17 protein-coding genes are annotated in these 16,945 nt (G+C 62.3%); 1 reads left to right on the top strand and 16 read right to left on the bottom strand.

The features are described 5' to 3' along the window. Window positions 1-73 precede the first annotated feature (73 nt). From CLV85_RS12720 to CLV85_RS12645, 16 genes are all read right to left on the bottom strand, one after another. Window positions 74-364, bottom strand: a complete 291-nt coding sequence (locus CLV85_RS12720) for a YlxR family protein (RefSeq protein ID WP_100390012.1) — start codon at window positions 362-364, stop codon at window positions 74-76. 118 nt (window positions 365-482) lie between these two features. Next, window positions 483-1,484, bottom strand: a complete 1,002-nt coding sequence (nusA, locus tag CLV85_RS12715; protein ID WP_100390011.1) for a transcription termination factor NusA — start codon at window positions 1,482-1,484, stop codon at window positions 483-485. Window positions 1,485-1,559: 75 nt separating this feature from the next. Then, window positions 1,560-3,341 (bottom strand): proline--tRNA ligase, encoded by a 1,782-nt coding sequence (locus CLV85_RS12710; RefSeq protein WP_100390010.1) that lies wholly within the window; start codon window positions 3,339-3,341, stop codon window positions 1,560-1,562. 18 nt (window positions 3,342-3,359) lie between these two features. Beyond that, window positions 3,360-4,508, bottom strand: a complete 1,149-nt coding sequence (gene ispG / locus CLV85_RS12705; RefSeq protein WP_189621863.1) for a flavodoxin-dependent (E)-4-hydroxy-3-methylbut-2-enyl-diphosphate synthase — start codon at window positions 4,506-4,508, stop codon at window positions 3,360-3,362. Between the two features lie 40 nt (window positions 4,509-4,548). Beyond that, window positions 4,549-5,607, bottom strand: coding sequence for an alpha/beta fold hydrolase (locus tag CLV85_RS12700; protein WP_100390009.1), 1,059 nt, complete (start codon window positions 5,605-5,607; stop codon window positions 4,549-4,551). A 45-nt stretch (window positions 5,608-5,652) separates the two neighbouring features. Next, the gene (locus CLV85_RS12695; protein ID WP_189621860.1) at window positions 5,653-6,294 is read right to left on the bottom strand and encodes a CoA transferase subunit B; all 642 of its coding nucleotides are present in this window, start codon (window positions 6,292-6,294) and stop codon (window positions 5,653-5,655) included. Further along, window positions 6,294-7,052 (bottom strand): CoA transferase subunit A, encoded by a 759-nt coding sequence (locus CLV85_RS12690; protein ID WP_100390128.1) that lies wholly within the window; start codon window positions 7,050-7,052, stop codon window positions 6,294-6,296. The genes CLV85_RS12695 and CLV85_RS12690 overlap by 1 nt, the downstream gene beginning before the upstream one ends. Window positions 7,053-7,066: 14 nt before the next feature. Next, window positions 7,067-7,975, bottom strand: coding sequence for an alpha/beta fold hydrolase (locus CLV85_RS12685; RefSeq protein WP_229820459.1), 909 nt, complete (start codon window positions 7,973-7,975; stop codon window positions 7,067-7,069). Further along, window positions 7,972-8,718: a 3-hydroxybutyrate dehydrogenase gene (locus tag CLV85_RS12680; protein WP_100390008.1), complete on the bottom strand. Its 747-nt coding sequence runs from the start codon at window positions 8,716-8,718 to the stop codon at window positions 7,972-7,974. The genes CLV85_RS12685 and CLV85_RS12680 overlap by 4 nt, the downstream gene beginning before the upstream one ends. Next, the gene (locus tag CLV85_RS12675) at window positions 8,715-9,371 is read right to left on the bottom strand and encodes a TetR/AcrR family transcriptional regulator (RefSeq protein ID WP_100390007.1); all 657 of its coding nucleotides are present in this window, start codon (window positions 9,369-9,371) and stop codon (window positions 8,715-8,717) included. Before CLV85_RS12675 ends, CLV85_RS12680 begins: the two co-directional genes overlap by 4 nt. Beyond that, window positions 9,368-10,930, bottom strand: coding sequence for a class I adenylate-forming enzyme family protein (locus CLV85_RS12670; protein WP_100390006.1), 1,563 nt, complete (start codon window positions 10,928-10,930; stop codon window positions 9,368-9,370). The genes CLV85_RS12675 and CLV85_RS12670 overlap by 4 nt, the downstream gene beginning before the upstream one ends. After that, on the bottom strand, window positions 10,927-12,006 hold the full coding sequence (locus CLV85_RS12665) for a branched-chain amino acid ABC transporter permease (protein ID WP_100390005.1): 1,080 nt from the start codon (window positions 12,004-12,006) through the stop codon (window positions 10,927-10,929). Before CLV85_RS12665 ends, CLV85_RS12670 begins: the two co-directional genes overlap by 4 nt. Further along, window positions 12,003-12,878, bottom strand: a complete 876-nt coding sequence (locus CLV85_RS12660) for a branched-chain amino acid ABC transporter permease (RefSeq protein WP_100390004.1) — start codon at window positions 12,876-12,878, stop codon at window positions 12,003-12,005. Before CLV85_RS12660 ends, CLV85_RS12665 begins: the two co-directional genes overlap by 4 nt. Further along, window positions 12,875-13,582: an ABC transporter ATP-binding protein gene (locus CLV85_RS12655; RefSeq protein WP_189621858.1), complete on the bottom strand. Its 708-nt coding sequence runs from the start codon at window positions 13,580-13,582 to the stop codon at window positions 12,875-12,877. Before CLV85_RS12655 ends, CLV85_RS12660 begins: the two co-directional genes overlap by 4 nt. After that, entirely contained in the window at window positions 13,579-14,334 is a 756-nt protein-coding gene (locus CLV85_RS12650) for an ABC transporter ATP-binding protein (RefSeq protein WP_100390003.1), read from the bottom strand. Before CLV85_RS12650 ends, CLV85_RS12655 begins: the two co-directional genes overlap by 4 nt. Before the next feature lie 14 nt (window positions 14,335-14,348). Beyond that, a complete protein-coding gene (locus tag CLV85_RS12645; RefSeq protein ID WP_100390002.1) occupies window positions 14,349-15,539 on the bottom strand; it encodes a substrate-binding domain-containing protein in 1,191 nt (396 codons plus the stop codon). 127 nt (window positions 15,540-15,666) lie between these two features. On the opposite strand from CLV85_RS12645, the gene CLV85_RS12640 reads away from it, so the two are divergent. Further along, on the top strand, window positions 15,667-16,863 hold the full coding sequence (locus CLV85_RS12640; RefSeq protein WP_100390001.1) for an acetyl-CoA C-acetyltransferase: 1,197 nt from the start codon (window positions 15,667-15,669) through the stop codon (window positions 16,861-16,863). Window positions 16,864-16,945: the final 82 nt, after the last annotated feature.

The following is a 16,945-nucleotide window of genomic DNA, read 5'->3' as shown; positions in this document are numbered from 1 at the left end:
CTGCTCCCAGACAGGGGCAGACCACTAATTACGGACGGAACTCATTTCGAGCCGCTCATTAGTTGTCCATAGGTCAATCAGCCTGTTCGTTAGGGGACATCGGTTGATGTCCCGCCTCATATTCAGCTAACACTGAAAGAAGTGTTCCGGTATCTAGCGGTGGATCCACCTTCAACGCACGCGCAAAAGCTCTGCGTTTTACTGCAGACTCAAAACACGAAATTGTGGGATGAAGCCACGCACCGCGACCCGGAAGTGTGGCCGATTGGTCGGCCACCACCGCACCGTGAGATGCGACAACCCTCAGTAACGAGGTTCTGCTGGCGCTCGCGCGACAGCCAACACACGTTCTTACTGCATCCATAATACCCCTACTCTGCAATCGCGCACTCCCCCGCGCCCATCAGGAGCGCGGGCAGCGGCGCAACGCACCCGGTCACCCCCGCCGCACACTGGCGAGCGGGGCCGACCCGGGCGAACGATTAGTCTTCGTCGAGAATAGAGTCGGGCTGGATGTCGATGCGAGCACCCGTGAGCTTGGCAGCAAGGCGGGCGTTCTGACCTTCCTTACCGATCGCGAGCGACAGCTGGTAGTCAGGCACGAGGGCGCGAACAGCCTTAGTGGCTTCGTCGATTACGTAGGAGCTCGATACCTTAGCCGGCGAAAGCGCGTTGGCCACAAACTCAGCGAGGTTCTCTGAGTAGTCAACGATGTCGATCTTCTCGCTGTTGAGCTCGGCGGTAACCGCGCGAACGCGCTGACCGAGTTCGCCAATGCACGAGCCCTTAGCGTTGATGCCGGCTTCCGTGGCACGAACCGCCATCTTGGTGCGGTGCCCGGCTTCGCGAGCAACCGAAGTGATTTCGACGAGTCCACTCGCGATTTCAGGAACCTCAAGAGCGAACAGCTTGCGAACGAGCGAGGGGTGCGTACGGCTGACCGTAATTTGCGGCCCCTTGTCGCCCTTGTTCACAGCGGTGACATACACGCGGATGCGCGCACCGTGGGTGTATTCCTCGCTGGGAACCTGCTCTTCGGGAGGCATGATTGCCTCTACGGTGCCGAGGTCGATGTGAATCATGCGCGGGTTAGGACCCTGCTGAATCACGCCGGCAACGATGTCGCCCTCGCGACCTTTGAATTCACCGAGAACCTTGTCGTCACCGATGTCGCGCAAGCGCTGGTTGATGACCTGTTTTGCTGCGAACGCGGCAATACGTCCGAAATCACTGGGGCTGTCTTCAGCCTCGCCAATAACCGCACCCTCTTCGTCGTACTCAGGGACCCAGACACTCACGTGGCCGGTTTTGCGGTCAAGCACAACACGAGCGGTCGGCTGTACTTCGACAGCCTTACCTTCGGGAGCCTCAACGTGCTTGAGATAGGCGCTCAAAATCGCCTGCTCAATGATCTGCACCAGTTCTTCGAACGGTATCTCTCGCTCGCGCTCCATCATGCGCAGCACGCTCAAGTCGATATCCATTGAGGACCTCCGATATTCATTTAGGGGTTGTGACTCAGAACCGTCTGCGGCTCCGAACTTGCTAGTTTAGCTGGCTTATTTAGTGAGTGCAGCGACGACGTCGGCAACCGGCGTACTCGTGCGTTCGTTAGTAGCGCGATCCCAGACTTCGACCATTCCGTTGGCAGCATCGCGGCCCACGATCACGATCATGGGAACACCCAGAAGCTCAGCGTCGCCGAACTTGACGCCGGGCGAGACCTTGGGGCGGTCATCGAATACAACGTCGAGGCCAGCGCTCTCGAGCGAACCAACGAGGGTCTCCGCAGTCTCGAAGACCACGGCATCCTTGCCCGCTGCGACGATGTGAACGTCGAAGGGGCTGATGTTCTTGGGCCAGAGGAGTCCCTTGCCATCGTTCGTAGTCTCGGCGATTGCTGCCATCAACCGCGTGACACCGATTCCGTAGGAACCCATCGTGACGGTGACGAGCTTGCCGTTCTCATCGAGAACCTTGAGCCCGAGAACCTCGGCGTACTTGCGGCCGAGCTGGAAGACGTGACCGATCTCCATGCCGCGAGCGGTCTCAATGGGACCACTTCCGTCAGGAGCAGGATCGCCGGCGCGGACATCCGCCACTTCAACGGTGCCATCAGCGATGAAGTCGCGCCCAGCCACGAGGCCAAGAACGTGCTTCTCATGAACATTGGCGCCCGTGATCCACTGGGTGCCATCAACAACGCGGGGGTCGAGAACGAAGCGCACTCCGGTAGCCGACTTCTCGCCGATAACGGCGCCCTCGGGCGACCAGGGACCGATGTAGCCCTTGACGAAGCCGGGGTTGCCCTCGAGCTTGGCCAGTTCTGCAAAGTCTTTCTCGGTGGCGGGCTCGACCTCAGCCGGAGCAAACGCCACTTCGGCACGCTTCATGTCGACATCACGGTCGCCAGGGAGGCCAACGACGACGAGTTCGCGAGAGCCATCGATCGAGGTGAGCGCCAGCACGATGTTCTTGAGGGTGTCGGCCGCCGTCCACGGACGATCAGCGCGAGGCTGCTGCTCGTTCGCGAGAGCAACGAGGGTGTCGATCGTGGGCGTGTTGGGCGAATCAAAGACGAGCGGCGCAGGCAGGCCCTCGATCGGCTGCGCCTCAGGCGGAGTCGTGCGGTACGCCTCAACGTTGGCCGCATAACCGCCAGCCGAACGCACGAAAGTGTCTTCCCCGATGGGAGTCGGGTGCAGGAACTCTTCACTCTTCGAGCCACCCATCGCTCCGGCATCCGCTGACACCACAACGTACTCGAGGCCCAAGCGGGTGAAAATACGCTCGTAGGCATCACGGTGCTGCTGGTACGACAGGTCGAGACCGGCATCCGTGTAGTCGAAGGAGTAGCTGTCCTTCATCGAGAATTCGCGACCGCGGAGCAGACCGGCACGGGGGCGGGCCTCGTCGCGGTACTTGTCCTGGATTTGGTAGAGCGACAGCGGCAAGTCTTTGTAGCTCGAGTACAGGTCTTTCACGAGCAACGTGAAGACCTCTTCGTGCGTGGGTGCCAACAGGTAGTCGGCATCTTTGCGGTCTTTGAGGCGGAAAATTCCGTCACCGTACTCGGTCCAACGCCCCGTGAGCTCGTAGGGTTCGCGCGGCAGCAGAGCCGGGAACAACACTTCTTGCGCACCAAACGCTTCGAGTTCTTCACGGATGACCGCCTCGATCTTGCGGCGAACCTTAAGACCGAGAGGCAACCACGCAAAAACACCGGGAGCCTGACGACGGATGTAGCCGGCGCGCACCAAAAGGCGGTGGCTGGCTACTTCAGCATCGACGGGATCTTCGCGAAGCGTGCGGACAAAGAGTTGAGAGAGACGTGTAGACACGCCTCAATGGTAGTGCGCCTACGGGGTGAGAACTTGCGGACTTCCCGTAGCACCGGCAGGCATCTCTGCTGCGATGCGGTTCGCCTCTTCGATCAGCGTGGCCACGATGTCTGCTTCGGGAACCGTCTTGATGACTTCACCCTTGACAAAGATCTGGCCCTTACCGTTACCGCTGGCCACACCGAGGTCAGCTTCGCGGGCTTCACCCGGTCCATTGACGACACAGCCCATTACAGCGACGCGCAACGGAACCGTCATGCCCTCAAGGCCCTCAGTAACATCGTTGGCGAGCTTGTAGACGTCTACCTGAGCGCGACCACACGACGGGCATGAAACGATTTCGAGCTTGCGCTCACGCAGGTTGAGCGACTGCAGAATCTGCAGGCCAACCTTGATTTCTTGCACGGGAGGTGCCGACAGCGACACACGAATCGTGTCTCCGATGCCCTCCGAGAGCAGGATGCCGAACGCGGTAGCGCTCTTGATCGTGCCCTGGAACTCCGGCCCGGCCTCGGTCACACCGAGGTGCAGCGGCCAGTCACCGCGCTCGGCAAGCATGCGGTAGGCCTTGACCATGACGATGGGGTCGTTGTGCTTGACCGAAATCTTGAAGTCGTGGAAGTCGTGCTCTTCGAAGAGGCTTGCCTCCCAGACAGCGCTCTCCACGAGCGCCTCTGCCGTGGCCTTGCCATACTTCTGCAGCAGGCTCGGCTCGAGCGAACCAGCGTTGACACCAATGCGCAGGCTTGTGCCCGCATCCTTGGCAGCCTTAGCGATCTCGCCGACCTTGTCGTCAAACTTGCGGATGTTTCCGGGGTTGACGCGTACGGCGCCCACTCCGGCATCAATCGCCGAGAAGACGTAACGGGGCTGAAAGTGGATGTCGGCAATAACCGGAATCTGGCTCTTCTTCGCAATGATGTGCAGCACATCCGCGTCGTCTTGATGAGGCACAGCAACGCGCACAATGTCGCAACCCGATGCTGTCAGCTCTGCAATTTGCTGCAGAGTGGCATCGATATTGGTGGTTTGCGTTGTCGTCATGGACTGAACGCTGACTTGCGACTCACTACCGACGCCTACTGAACCGACCTTGATCTGCCGGGTCTTGCGACGGGGAGCGAGGACTTCGGGGACTTTCGGCATTCCGAGATTGATTGCTGGCACTCATCTATCCTAAAGCCGACACCTGAACATCGGCGGAACGCTAGCGCGCGCCGAGGTGAGCAGTCAGTGCCGCCACGAATTCCTCCGGACGCTCAAGATGAGCGGAGTGACCACAGTTCTCCCACGCCAGTTCGGTGTACTCGCCGCCATTGGCCTTGTACTGCTCGAAGACCGCGCGAGTCTGTTCGATCATCGGCTGCGGCGGAGCAACTTCTGCGCCGGGCCAGCCCGGGATAACACCAAGCTGCCCCAAGAAGTTGAGATCGAAGCCTGAGGCATCCGACACGATCGCGTCTTGCAGACCACGAACCCACAGAACACGCGGCTTCGTGGGCAGTTCAGTAATGGCGCTGACGTTGAAGTGATTGGGTGTCATGGTGTTGAGTACGCCACGTCCGCCGGGGCCGAAGCCAGGCCAGGCGTCAACAGCAACCGAGTCGCCCGGGTAGTTGTCCTCGCCCGTCGCGGTCGTGAGCATTGATTCGACCCAGAGATCTTCGTGTTCGGTGTGGGCTGCGGCATCCGCCACATACGCCGTGCGGAACACCATGCGAGCGGATGTCGGCGACTCGTCGGCCGCATCGCCCGCGTTCAGCTGGGCCACGAAGTCGGGATTCGCTCCCCCGCCGCCCGTGCCGGAGCACTCGGGGTTCAGCAGTTCGCCATTCGCACCCTTGGTTCCGCCGAAGCCGAAGGGTGAGACGGGAGACACAAACGAGACGGTGTCGACGCGCTCGGCATAGTCGAGCATGAACTGCATAACGACCCCACCGCCCATGCTCCAGCCGACGAAGCTCGCCCGCTCGATATTGAGCGCGTCGAGAACCGAGGCGATGTCGTCGGAGAAATCACGAACGCCCCGCGTGGCATCCACGGGAAGCGTTTCGCTGTCACCAAAACCACGCAGATCGATGGCCAGTGCGCGCACGCTGCTGTCGAGCGCGAGCATTGTTGGCTGCCAGAACAGCGACGAGGACACGTTGCCGTGCACGAACACGACGGTCGCTGTGGGGTTGTCGGCCGGGCGCTCCAACACCGATGCGACAATGCGCGGTGTCGTGACGCTGTGCTGAACGATGCCGTCGAGAAGGGTAGCCATGGTGTGTCCTTTGGTGAGTTGAACTACGGGAAGTGGCGAAACTGGTTAGCCGGTGAGCTCGACAATGAGCTCGGGTCCGGTGGCGGCGCGCACGGTATCTTCGTCAACGCCGGGAGCGAGTTCGCGAAGCACGAGACCGCGATCGGTCACGTCGATGACCGCGAGGTCGGTAATGATGCGGTGAACGACACCGCGGCCGGTCAGGGGCAGCGAGCACTCATTCACGATCTTGGGGCTGCCATCTTTTGCGACGTGTTCCATCAGCACAATGACGCGCGCTGCACCGTGCACGAGGTCCATGGCACCGCCGGGGCCCTTGACCATCTTGCCGGGGATCATCCAGTTCGCAAGATCGCCAGCAACAGAGACCTGCATGGCACCAAGGATGGCCGCATCGATCTTGCCGCCGCGGATCATGCCAAAGCTCATGGCGGAGTCGAAGAAGGCCGTGCCCGGGAGGGTCGTCACCGTCTCCTTGCCTGCGTTGATCAGGTCGGGGTCAACGTTCTCTTCGGTCGGATACGGGCCGACACCGAGGATGCCATTCTCCGATTGCAGCACCACCGTGCGACCTTCCGGCACATAGTTCGGCACGAGCGTCGGAAGACCGATTCCGAGATTCACATACGAGCCATCGGCCAGTTCGAGAGCGGCACGTGCCGCCATCTCTTCGCGAGTCAAAGCCATTATGCGACCACCTTCTGCACTGTGCGACGTTCGATTCGTTTCTCGACATCGGAGCCAACTTCGATCACTCGCGAGACGTACACGCCGGGCAGGTGAACGGCATCCGGATCAATCTCGCCGGGCTCGACGAGTTCTTCGACCTGGGCGATACAGATACGCCCGGCCATCGCAGCGAGCGGTGAGAAGTTGCGCGCCGACTTGGCAAAGACAAGGTTGCCGTGGCGGTCTCCCTTGAGCGCGTGGACGAGCGAGAAGTCTGTCGTGATCGACTCTTCGAGCACGAAGTCTTTGGCGGTGCCATTGACGTCGAACGAACGGACCTCTTTTTGCGGCGAGGCAATCGCAATGCCGCCCGAACCGTCGTAGCGGCGCGGCAGGCCGCCCTCGGCTACCTGAGTGCCGACGCCGGTCTGCGTGAAGAACGCGGCTACTCCCGAGCCGCCGGCCCGGAGCTTCTCGGCGAGGGTTCCCTGCGGGGTCAACTCCACTTCGAGCTCCCCCGTCAAGAACTGGCGCTCGAACTCTTTGTTCTCCCCCACATACGACGACGTCATTTTGCGGATGCGGCGGGCGGCCAGCAGCACGCCGAGCCCCCAGTCATCCACACCGCAGTTGTTACTCACGATACTGAGGTCGTCGGAGCCCAACTCCAACAGCGCTTGGATGAGCACCATCGGGTTGCCGCACAGGCCGAAGCCGCCGACTGCCAAGGATGCTCCACTCGGAATATCAGCGACCGCCTCTGCCGCCGACCCCATTGTCTTGTCGATACTCACGCTCGGACCTCCCGCGGTTGGTTCGCCATTAGTTGAGTCATGACGCCCGCGACGATATCTGCGCCTCGTTGCGTCAAAGTAATTGTGTAGTGATTGACGTCTGACGCTTCGTGAAATTCCACATGAGGAAGCTCTGACCGCCAGTGGTCACACTGTTCCGGAGGATACAACGCCGGTACCTGATTGAGAAGACCCCGCGGTGCCCGAATGAAGTGAACGGGCATGCTGAGTCCCTCGAGAGCCGCGCGATACTGGGCGTCCCCGCTCAACTGCAAGGCATCGAAGCTCACCGCGTCGATCGAGCTCGCGGGGTGCAGGTGCGGTGCCGAGCCGACGAGGTCGTAGTCGACGTAGTCACGCACTGCCGACGTGAAGTTGTCGGCGAAGGCCGGATGCACGCGCCAGAACTCTTGGTAGCTCTCTCGATCAGGGAACGTCATCGAAAGCCGCTCCGCTGCCGGGCCCAAAATCACCTGCGGCAGCTCCTCCATCGAGGTGCCCTCCGGTGCTGGGATCGGCAAGCCGCCGTCGATGAGGAGCAGGCTGGAGACACGCTCCGGGTGCTGCGCCGCCAGGGTTGCAGCGACGAATCCGCCCATCGAATGCCCGACGACGAGCGCGGAGTCAGTGCCGGTTGCTTCTAACAGAGCGTTCATGTCGGCGGCGTGCTGCGGCATCCCGAACGGAGCGGGAAGGTCGCGGCTCGCACCGCGACCGCGAAGGTCGGGAGCAATAACCCGACAGTTGGGGAACGCCGCGGCGATGAGCGGCCACGACATATGAGAGGCCGTAATGCCATGAATCAGAAGGATCGTGGCGACAGGTTCCGACTCGGGTTCCCAGACGGCCGCGGTCAGTTCGCCGCCGATGACGGGAACGGTGATGGTCGTGTGTGGTTCAGTCATCGTGCGCTCCAGCCGCCATCCATCGTGTACGAAGCGCCCGTGACCATGCCGGCGCTGTCGCCCGCTAGCCACAGCACGAGGTCGGCCACTTCAGCCGGCTCAACGAGGCGCTTGATGGCGCTCTCGGTGAGCATGACTTTTTCGACCACTTCGGATTCCGGGATGCCGTGCACCTTGGCCTGATCAGCGATCTGTTTCTCGACGAGTGGCGTGCGCACGTAGCCCGGGTTCACGCAGTTGCTCGTGACGCCATGGGCGCCGCCCTCGAGCGCGGTGACCTTGGAGAAGCCTTCAAGCCCATGCTTGGCGGTGACGTACGCCGACTTGTAGGGCGAAGCGCGTAATCCGTGAACAGAGCTGAGGTTGATGATGCGCCCGAAGCTGCGTTCATACATCTTCGGCAGAGCCGCTCGCACGAGCAAGAAGGGTGCCTCGACCATGAGGTCGAGGATGCGGCTAAACATCACGGGGTCGAACGTCTCGATGGGATTCACATGTTGGATGCCTGCGTTGTTCACGATCACGTCGACGTCGAGTGAGAGGTCGGCGAGCGCCGCCGTATCGGTCAGGTCGACCTGCCAGGCTTCGCCGCCCACAAGTTCGGCTTGAGCCCGAGCGGCATCGCCATTGAGGTCAGCCACGATCACGTGGGCTCCCGCTTTCGCGAGTGCGACGGTACAGGCGGCACCAATACCGCTCGCACCACCGGTGACGAGGGCGCGACGGCCCGTGAGATCGGTCATTTCTCGACTCCTTCGGTGCTCGGCTCTGGAACGGCCAAAGCGCGGCGGATAAACGTGATCATCTGATCGAGAACGTCGTCGGGCACGCGCGAGGTGCCGCTGGCGGTGGGGTCGGCGTCGTTACCGGCGTCGGCTGAGTCTCCCCACAGCACCCAGCGCATCCCGATCATTTCGCCAATGCCCATGAGGGCCCAGGCGGCAACGGTCGGGTCGATGTCGCCGATCTCGCCCAGCAATTGAGCTTCTTTGAGACCTTCGATGTAGCCGTCGACAATGCGCGAGTAGTGCAGGCGCAGCGACTTGGGCGAGACGAATTCTGCTTCGCGCACCACGCGATAGAGCGCGGGGTGTTCCGCGGTGAACTCGAAGAACGCACGAAAGCCGGCCCGCTCAGATTCGATGCGGTTGGATGCTGCGCCCGAGGCTTCGCTCATGGCGCGACGTACGCGGCGGTTGAGGTCTTCCACGAGCTCCTCGAAGATCTCGAGCTTGCTCGCGAAGTACAGGTAGAACGTTCCTTGGCCGACGCCCGCTTCTTCGGTGATGCGCACGACCGAGGCATCCGTGTAGCCGTAGCGCGCAAAGACCGTTTCGGCGGCCTCGATGAGCTTCGCCTTGGTGCGGGTGCCGCGAGCGGTGAGTGGTGTGCTCATGAACTGATCCGTCCTGCTTGTGCGGACTCTTCTGTCCATTGCCCCAGCAGCACCCGGCGACGAACTTTGTCGCTGGATGACCGTGGGATGTGTTCGGTAAAGATCACGCGCCGGGGCACTTTGTACTTCGCCAGGCTGGCGCTCGCAAAGTTGAGTACGTCGGTTTCATCCGTGGAGGCTCCGGAGCGCACGACAACCCAGGCCACGGCGACTTCGCCCCACTTCTCATCGGGAACCCCAACGACAGCCACATCGGCGATCGCGGGATGCCCGAAGAGAACGCCCTCAATCTCGGCGGGAGCAACGGACTCTCCCCCGGTGATGAAGATGTCTTTGAGGCGATCGAGAACGCGGTAGTAGCCTTCGGAATCGCGGCTGACAAGATCGCCGGTGGCGAGCCAGCCGTTGCGCAGCGCCAGCGCGGTGGCCTCGGGGGCACGGAAGTAGCCGCTGAATACTCCGGGGCCCTTGACCAGTAGTTCGCCCTGGCCAGCACCCTCGATGCGCTCTCCCGTCACGGGGTCGGCAATGTCGACATCCACGTGCGGGTAGGGCTTGCCCGCTGAACCGATGCGCGTGCGCGCTTCTTCATCGGGCAGACACAACACGTTGGGCGCTGCCTCGGTCAGGCCATACCCCTGGGTCAAGGCCACACCGCGGCTGTGCCACACGCGCAAGAGCGGTTCGGGCATCGGCGCTCCCCCGACAATGGCGTGCGCGAGGCTCGAGAGATCGCTCGAGGCGAATCGCGGATGCTGCGAGAGGATCAGGTAGTTGGCGGGCACGCCCATCATCGTGGTGATGCGGCGGTCGGCGATGAGCTGCAGCACGCGAGCGGGGTCGAAGGTGCGCTCGAGCACGACCGTCGCGCCCATCCACCAGGCCAGCAGTGGCTGAATGTTCCAGCCGCCCACGTGGTACTGGGGCATGACGGCCAGCACCGTGTCGGCACTCGTGATCTCGGCCGTGCGCGAAAGCGAGAGGTTGGTCCAAAAGCAATTAGCGTGGCTGAGAATGGCACCCTTGGCCTGGTCGAGCGTTCCCGAGGTGAAGATGATGAGCAGGGCATCCTCGTCGCGCACGGGGCGATGCACGGGAGTCGTTGCCTCACTGCGCAACGGTGCCACGATGTCCCGCTCAATACCGTGGGTGCCGAGGATACCGCGAGCAATTGGTGCGACAAGACGATCGGTGGCGAGGGTGCCCAGCGTCGAGAACTCGTCCTCAACGAGGAGCAGTGCAGGATCAGCCTGCTCAAGCTGCTGAGCGATCTCCCGCGGTGACAGGCGCCACGAGAGCGGAACGAGCACGAGTCCGGCCTTGGCACACGCGAAGAACACGACCACGTGGTCCGAACTGTTGCCCGTAATGGTGGCGATGCGATCACCGACACCGTAGCCGCCCGCGAGGAAGGCTTCGGCGAGCGCCGTGGCCCGGTCATCCAGTTGACGGTAGGTCAGCACGACGCCGCGGTCGTCGACGGCCACTCTGTCGGGCGTAGCGAGGGCGCGATCGGCAGTCCACCGCCCGAGCGTGTGTAGCCCTTCAGACTGGGTCATTCTGCCTCCTCGAGCCGCTGACGCTTCTGCGGCGCGAGACTGGTGCCTGTGGAGAGGCGCTGCACCGCACCGGCGATTCCTCCGGGAAGGAACAACACCACAAGGATAAACAGCGTGCCGAGGATAAAGAGCGGTTCGGAGAGTGGAATCCGCAAGATTGCCGGAAGTCCGTCGATGGCATCCGAGCTGGCCAGTGCCGTGAGGCGCTGATCAAGCAGGGTGTAAATGATGCCGCCGACGATCGCGCCCCAGCGCGAGCCGACACCACCGAGCACCACGATCACGAGGATCGTGAGGGTGAAGTCAGCAGACGTGGCGCGGGGTGTTGTGCCGCTCTGCAGCAGCAAGTGCACCATTCCCACGAGCGACGCCAACACGGAGGCGATGACAAACGCCATGAGCTTGACGCCGAAGGGGCGGAGGCCAAGCACTCGCACGCGCAACTCGTTCTCGCGCGTGGCCGTCACCGCATGACCGGCGCGGGAGTTCTCGAACCAGGCGACAACCACGAACACGACGACGAGCAGCGCAAGCGCGAGCCAGTACAGGTTGCGCGTATTCACGACACCAATGAAGAAATCCGGGATGTGCTCGGTGTCGAGTCGCAGACCCTCTTCACCGCCCGTGATGCCGGGGTTGCGGCGCACGAGCACGTTGCCTGCTTGAGCGAAGGCCAGCGTCACCATCGCGAAGGAGATGCCGGTCACTCGCAGACTCAACGAGCCCAGCAAATAGGCCGCCGTAATAACAATCGCGAGCGTAAGACCCAGGGCCGGCAACAGTGTCAGTTCAGTCTCGTGCAGCACGATGCCAAGGCCATAGGCCCCCAGAGCGAAGTACAGCGCGTGACCGAAGGAGAGCATCCCAGCGGTACCGAACAGCAGGTGGTAGCTCAGTGCGAGCGAGGCGAAGAGCAGCGCAAGGGCGAGCAGTTGCAGCGTGCCCGGCGTGTAGGTTGCCCCGGGCAGTACACCCGGGATCGAGATATTCAGCAACGGCAAGAGAGCGGCGATGACTACGAGAACGCCACCGACGATCCACCAGGTGCGCTGGCTCAACTTCGAGAGCGACTTCATGCTTTCTTCCCCAAGATTCCGGTCGGGCGAACCAACAGCACGACGGCGAGCAACAGGACGACCATCAAGTCGCCAGTTCCGCCCCAAAAGTAGTTAGCGAATTGCTGAAGCACCGCGACAACAACCGAAGCGATAGCGGCACCCGCGAGCGAACCAAGCCCACCAATCACGGTGACGATGAATGCGAAGATCAGCAGGGATCCACCGAGCTGGGGCGACACGTAGCCGAAGTAGTGCGAGGCGAGCACTCCGCCCAGACCTGCGGCAGCGCCACCGATCGCGAACACGACCGTAAAGGCCTTGCGCACGTCGATACCGAGAGCGGTCACCATCGAACGGTTTTCAACGCCGGCCCGGATGATGAGCCCGAAGCGGGTGTACCGCAGGAAGGCGACAATACCGAGCAGCACCAGCACCGCGGCGCCGATCATTAAGAAGCGATCGTTAGGAACGCGGGCGCCCAAGATTTCGGTTGTCTGCGAGAGCCATTCAGGGGCGGTGACATAGATCGCGTCCGTACCCCAAATACCCTCGAAGAGAGCAACCGAGGCGAGAGCCAGACCGACCGTCACGAGCACTTGCTCGATATGTCGGTTGTAGAGCCGTCGGATGAGAAGGAACTCGGTAGCGGCAGCCACAAAGGCACCGACCGCCATTCCGAGCACCAGCGAGGCGATGAGGGTGCCCCAACTGCTGCCGTCCATCCGCCGTGCCAGCTCCCAGCCAGCAAAAGCGCCGAGCGTGAGGAACGAGCCGTGCGCAAAGTTCAGCACACCCATGAGTCCGTAAATCAGCGAGAGGCCGGAGGCGACCAAGAAGTAGAGCGCACCGAGCCCGAGGCCCGTGATGAGCAGAAGAATTATGGTGCTCATGCGACCCCCAACAGTTCTTTCGTGAGCGCTTCGTTGCTCAAGAGTTCTTCGGCACTGCCGTCGTAGACCACGCGACCGCCTTCAAGCACAATGGCTTTCTCGGCGAGCATCCGCACGACCTGCAGGTTTTGTTCAACGAGTAGCACCGGCACCGTCTGGGCCGCACGCTCGAGAGCTTTAGCGACATCCATCACGATGAGTGGAGCGAGACCCTTGGTGGGCTCGTCGACCAGGAGCACACGATTGTCGTTGACGAGAGCCCGAGCAAGCGACACCATCTGCTGCTGACCGCCCGAAAGCGTGCCTGCAAGCTGGCCGGCCCGATCCGTAAGATCAGGAAAAAGTTCGTGAATCAATTGGCGGTTTGGCGAAGAATCGCGCTCGGCCAACCGCAAGTTTTCGGCAACGGTAAGCGAGGAAAAGACTTCGCGGTCCTCCGGCACATAGCCGACGCCGCGCTGCACAATGCGATGAGTGGGTTCGCGATCAACGCGCTGGCCCGCAATCGTCACCTCGCCGGAGCGTTCGATCAAGCCCATGATGGCGCGCAACGTGCTGGTCTTTCCCACGCCGTTACGGCCCAGAAGCGCCGTCACGCCGACGGGCAGCATCTCGAAACTGACGTCTTCGACAACCTGCTGGCCGGCGATACTCGCACTCAAGCCAGCAACCGACAGAATCGACTCGGTCACAATCTCGGTCATAGTGGAGCCCCCAAATAAGCTTTCTGCACCGCTTCGTCAGCCATCACGGCATCCGGGGTGTCACAGGCGAGAAGCTGGCCATGGTGCATGACCGCAACGCGATCGACCAGGCCGAGTACGACATCCATGTGGTGTTCGACCATGAGCACGGTACGACCCGACTGATGCACCTGACGGATCACTTCGGTGAGCCCGGCCACGTCGCCCGAAGCGACACCGGCCATCGGCTCGTCGAGCAGGATCACGCTCGGGTCGGTGGCCAGCAGCATCGCGATCTCGAGCTTGCGCTTGTCGCCGTGAGAAAGAACCCCGGCTTCGGTTTCGCTGTGGTGGCTGAGCCCCACTTCGTCGAGGCGAGCTCGAGCGATGGTTGTTGCTTTGTCGTGCGCCCGCGGAAAATGGATGACCGAGGTCGCGCCGCCCAGTTTCACTTGGGCTGCAAGGCGAACATTCTCGAGCGCACTGAGCGCCGGAAAGAGACTGGATGTTTGAAAGGTTCTGCCGAGCCCAGCCCGGGCCCGCGCATCAATGGACTGATTCGTGACGTCACGCCCCTCAAGCGTGACGACTCCGCCGGTGGGAGTCATCACCCCAGAAATGAGGTTGAAGAGCGTGGTTTTGCCGGCCCCGTTAGGGCCGATCACGCCGAGCATCTCACCCTGAGCGATCGAGAGTGACACGTCATCGATGATGACGGCACCCCCGATCGTGAGGGCAAGGTGCTCGACCGTGAGCACGGGCTGGTTCGACATAGTTCGTTAGCTACTTACTCTGCGACGGGCGGGGTTACGGCGTCAGCGTCAACGGCCGTGACCAGTTCAGGAATCCACGAGTCACCATCGGCAACAAGGGAGACCTGGAACATCGGCTGGATCATGGCGTGGTCCTCGGCGCGAACCGTGATGGAGCCCTTGACCGAGTCGAACGTCCAGCCCTCGAGAGCGGCGATCATGGCATCCACATCGTCGCCACCTTCACGAACGGCCTGAACGACCATCTGTGCTGCAACGAAACCGTCGGGCGAGAACAGGTCAGCCTGCTTGCCCTCTGCTTCGAGGTAGCTGACCATTGCCGCGTTCGCGTCGTTGTCCGTAGCACCACCGAAGTAGTGGTTGAGGAAGCTGATCTGGTCGCTCGCAGCGCCGTAAGCACCGTAGGTCGAGACATCACCGAGACCGGTCGCGACAGGAACGCTGTCGAACACGCCCTGCTGGCTGAGTGCCTCCCACATGGCACCGGATGTTGCTCCGGCCCACGCAACGAACACGAGGTCGGGCTGAGCATCAACGATCTGCTGGGCGAAGGGAGTGAACTCGGTGGCGTCCTCAGGAACGAGAAGGCTCGTGACGTCAGCGCCCTGGCCGCCAAGAACGGCGGTGGCGGCGGCAACGTTGCCCTGACCGAAGGCCGTGTCCTGAGCGAAGACCAGAACCGACTTGCCTGCCGGGTCACCGATGAAGGTACCCGCGGTAGCGACGTCTTGGAAGCTCTGGCGACCCGAGCGGAACGTGTAGTCGTTCACGCCCGTGATGCCGTCTGCTGCGGCCGGGCCGGAGATGTAGAGAACCTTGTTCTGCTCGGCCTGCTCAGCGAGGGCAAGCGCGATTCCCGAAGAAACCGTACCGACGATGATCTTTTGGCCTTGACCAATCACGTCCTTGGCTGCGGTGACTGCCTTATCGGCGTCGCCCGCGTCATCCGTGATCGTGATGTTGAGTTCGCGACCATCGACGGTGCCTGTGCCGTCGGTGGCGTAGTCGAGACCGGCATCGAAGCCGGCGAGATAGGCCTCACCATAGGCCGCAAGAGGGCCCGTCTGCGAGGTAATGACCGAGACATCGACGGGGGCGAGGTCATCGCCGCCGCTTCCGCTGTCGACGGCGGGAGCACAACCCGCCAGTGTGAGTGCAACCGTCGCAATTAACGCCGGAGCGAGGTACTTTTTACTGACCCGCATGATGGGACCTTTCCTGCTGCCTTAGGAGGATTGTGATCTGAACCTGAGACCCGGTTCAGGTTTCATGTAGCCTATGGTTGCGCAACCACGCTGTCAACAACGGCGACCAAACAAAGGAGTTTGCACAGTGGCCAATACCCCCGCACCCAACGATGTAGTGATCCTTTCCGCAACACGCACCCCACAGGGAAAATTGCGCGGACAACTCGCTTCACTCTCCGCCGTCGAGCTCGGCGCTGTTGCCCTCCGCGCCGCAGTCGAACGCTCCGGTGTTGACGTTGACTCCATCGACCAAGTGATCTTCGGCCAGGTCATTCAGGCCGGTGCCGGGCAAAACCCAGCTCGCCAGACGGCCATTGCCGCCGGACTCGCGTGGAAAACCCCCACCGTCACCATCAACAAGGTCTGCCTCTCCGGGCTCGCTGCGATCGTGGATGCTGCGCGCCTCATCCGTCTCGGAGAAGCCAACGTCGTGGCTGCCGGTGGTCAAGAATCCATGACCAACGCCCCGCACGTGCTCCCCGGATCGCGCATGGGTTGGGCGTACGGAACAGTCTCTGCCCTCGACTCCGCCGCGCACGATGCCCTCACGGATGCCTTCGACGCCGAATCGATGGGCGCCAGCACCGAGCGCCACAACGGCCGCCTCGATATCGGACGCACTGAGCAGGATGAGATTGCCGCCGCTTCGCACCAGCGTGCCACCGCCGCGATCGAAGCCGGCATCTTCGCCGACGAAATCGCGCCGGTGACGATCCCGCAGCGCAAGGGTGACGACCTCGTTCTCGACACCGATGAGGGCGTCCGCGCCAACACCACCGTTGAAACCCTCGCCGGATTGCGCCCCGCCTTCGACCCCGAAGGCACCATCACCGCCGGCAACTCTTCGCCGCTGAGCGACGGAGCATCCGCCGTGATTCTGGCCAGTCGCGCATGGGCCGAAGAACACGGCCTCACGTGGCTTGCTGTGCTCGACCGCTCGGGTCATGTCGCCGGCCCCGACAACTCCCTGCACTCGCAGCCCGCTCGCGCTATTGCCGCTGCCCTCGACAACGCCGGCTGGAGTGCCAGAGATCTCGACTTTGCCGAAATCAACGAAGCGTTCGCGGCCGTGAGTCTGCGCTCCACCGCCGAACTCGGGCTCAGCCACGACATCGTGAACATCCACGGTGGCGCTATCGCCATTGGCCACCCCGTCGGGGCATCCGGTGCTCGCCTAGTGGTTCACGCCGCTCACGAGTTGGCACGCCGTGGCTCGGGCCGCGCGGCCGTAGCGCTCTGTGGTGGCGGCGGTCAGGGCGACGCGCTGCTACTCACCCGCTAGAAACGCTGATCGTTAGACCGACAGCAACGGTGGCCGGAGTCGACAAGACTCCGGCCACCGTTCTGCCGCAACCGCAGCAGCG

The organism is Salinibacterium amurskyense (genome assembly GCF_002797685.1).
In the GTDB taxonomy this organism is placed as follows: domain Bacteria; phylum Actinomycetota; class Actinomycetes; order Actinomycetales; family Microbacteriaceae; genus Rhodoglobus; species Rhodoglobus amurskyensis.
Note: the sequence above shows the minus strand (reverse complement) of the source record. Positions and strands in the feature narration are given on the sequence as shown.

What these genes read in the sequence shown, in the direction of transcription:
- nusA (WP_100390011.1), bottom strand. Translation starts at nt 1,484, where the DNA reads ATGGATATCGACTTGAGCGTGCTGCGCATGATGGAGCGCGAGCGAGAG.
- CLV85_RS12665 (WP_100390005.1), bottom strand. Translation starts at nt 12,006, where the DNA reads ATGAAGTCGCTCTCGAAGTTGAGCCAGCGCACCTGGTGGATCGTCGGT.
- CLV85_RS12680 (WP_100390008.1), bottom strand. Translation starts at nt 8,718, where the DNA reads ATGACCGATCTCACGGGCCGTCGCGCCCTCGTCACCGGTGGTGCGAGC.
- CLV85_RS12650 (WP_100390003.1), bottom strand. Translation starts at nt 14,334, where the DNA reads ATGTCGAACCAGCCCGTGCTCACGGTCGAGCACCTTGCCCTCACGATC.
- CLV85_RS12655 (WP_189621858.1), bottom strand. Translation starts at nt 13,582, where the DNA reads ATGACCGAGATTGTGACCGAGTCGATTCTGTCGGTTGCTGGCTTGAGT.
- CLV85_RS12645 (WP_100390002.1), bottom strand. Translation starts at nt 15,539, where the DNA reads ATGCGGGTCAGTAAAAAGTACCTCGCTCCGGCGTTAATTGCGACGGTT.
- CLV85_RS12720 (WP_100390012.1), bottom strand. Translation starts at nt 364, where the DNA reads ATGGATGCAGTAAGAACGTGTGTTGGCTGTCGCGCGAGCGCCAGCAGA.
- CLV85_RS12690 (WP_100390128.1), bottom strand. Translation starts at nt 7,052, where the DNA reads ATGGGGTCGGCGGCAGAGGCGGTCGCTGATATTCCGAGTGGAGCATCC.
- CLV85_RS12695 (WP_189621860.1), bottom strand. Translation starts at nt 6,294, where the DNA reads ATGGCTTTGACTCGCGAAGAGATGGCGGCACGTGCCGCTCTCGAACTG.
- CLV85_RS12660 (WP_100390004.1), bottom strand. Translation starts at nt 12,878, where the DNA reads ATGAGCACCATAATTCTTCTGCTCATCACGGGCCTCGGGCTCGGTGCG.
- CLV85_RS12675 (WP_100390007.1), bottom strand. Translation starts at nt 9,371, where the DNA reads ATGAGCACACCACTCACCGCTCGCGGCACCCGCACCAAGGCGAAGCTC.
- CLV85_RS12685 (WP_229820459.1), bottom strand. Translation starts at nt 7,975, where the DNA reads ATGACTGAACCACACACGACCATCACCGTTCCCGTCATCGGCGGCGAA.
- CLV85_RS12700 (WP_100390009.1), bottom strand. Translation starts at nt 5,607, where the DNA reads ATGGCTACCCTTCTCGACGGCATCGTTCAGCACAGCGTCACGACACCG.
- CLV85_RS12670 (WP_100390006.1), bottom strand. Translation starts at nt 10,930, where the DNA reads ATGACCCAGTCTGAAGGGCTACACACGCTCGGGCGGTGGACTGCCGAT.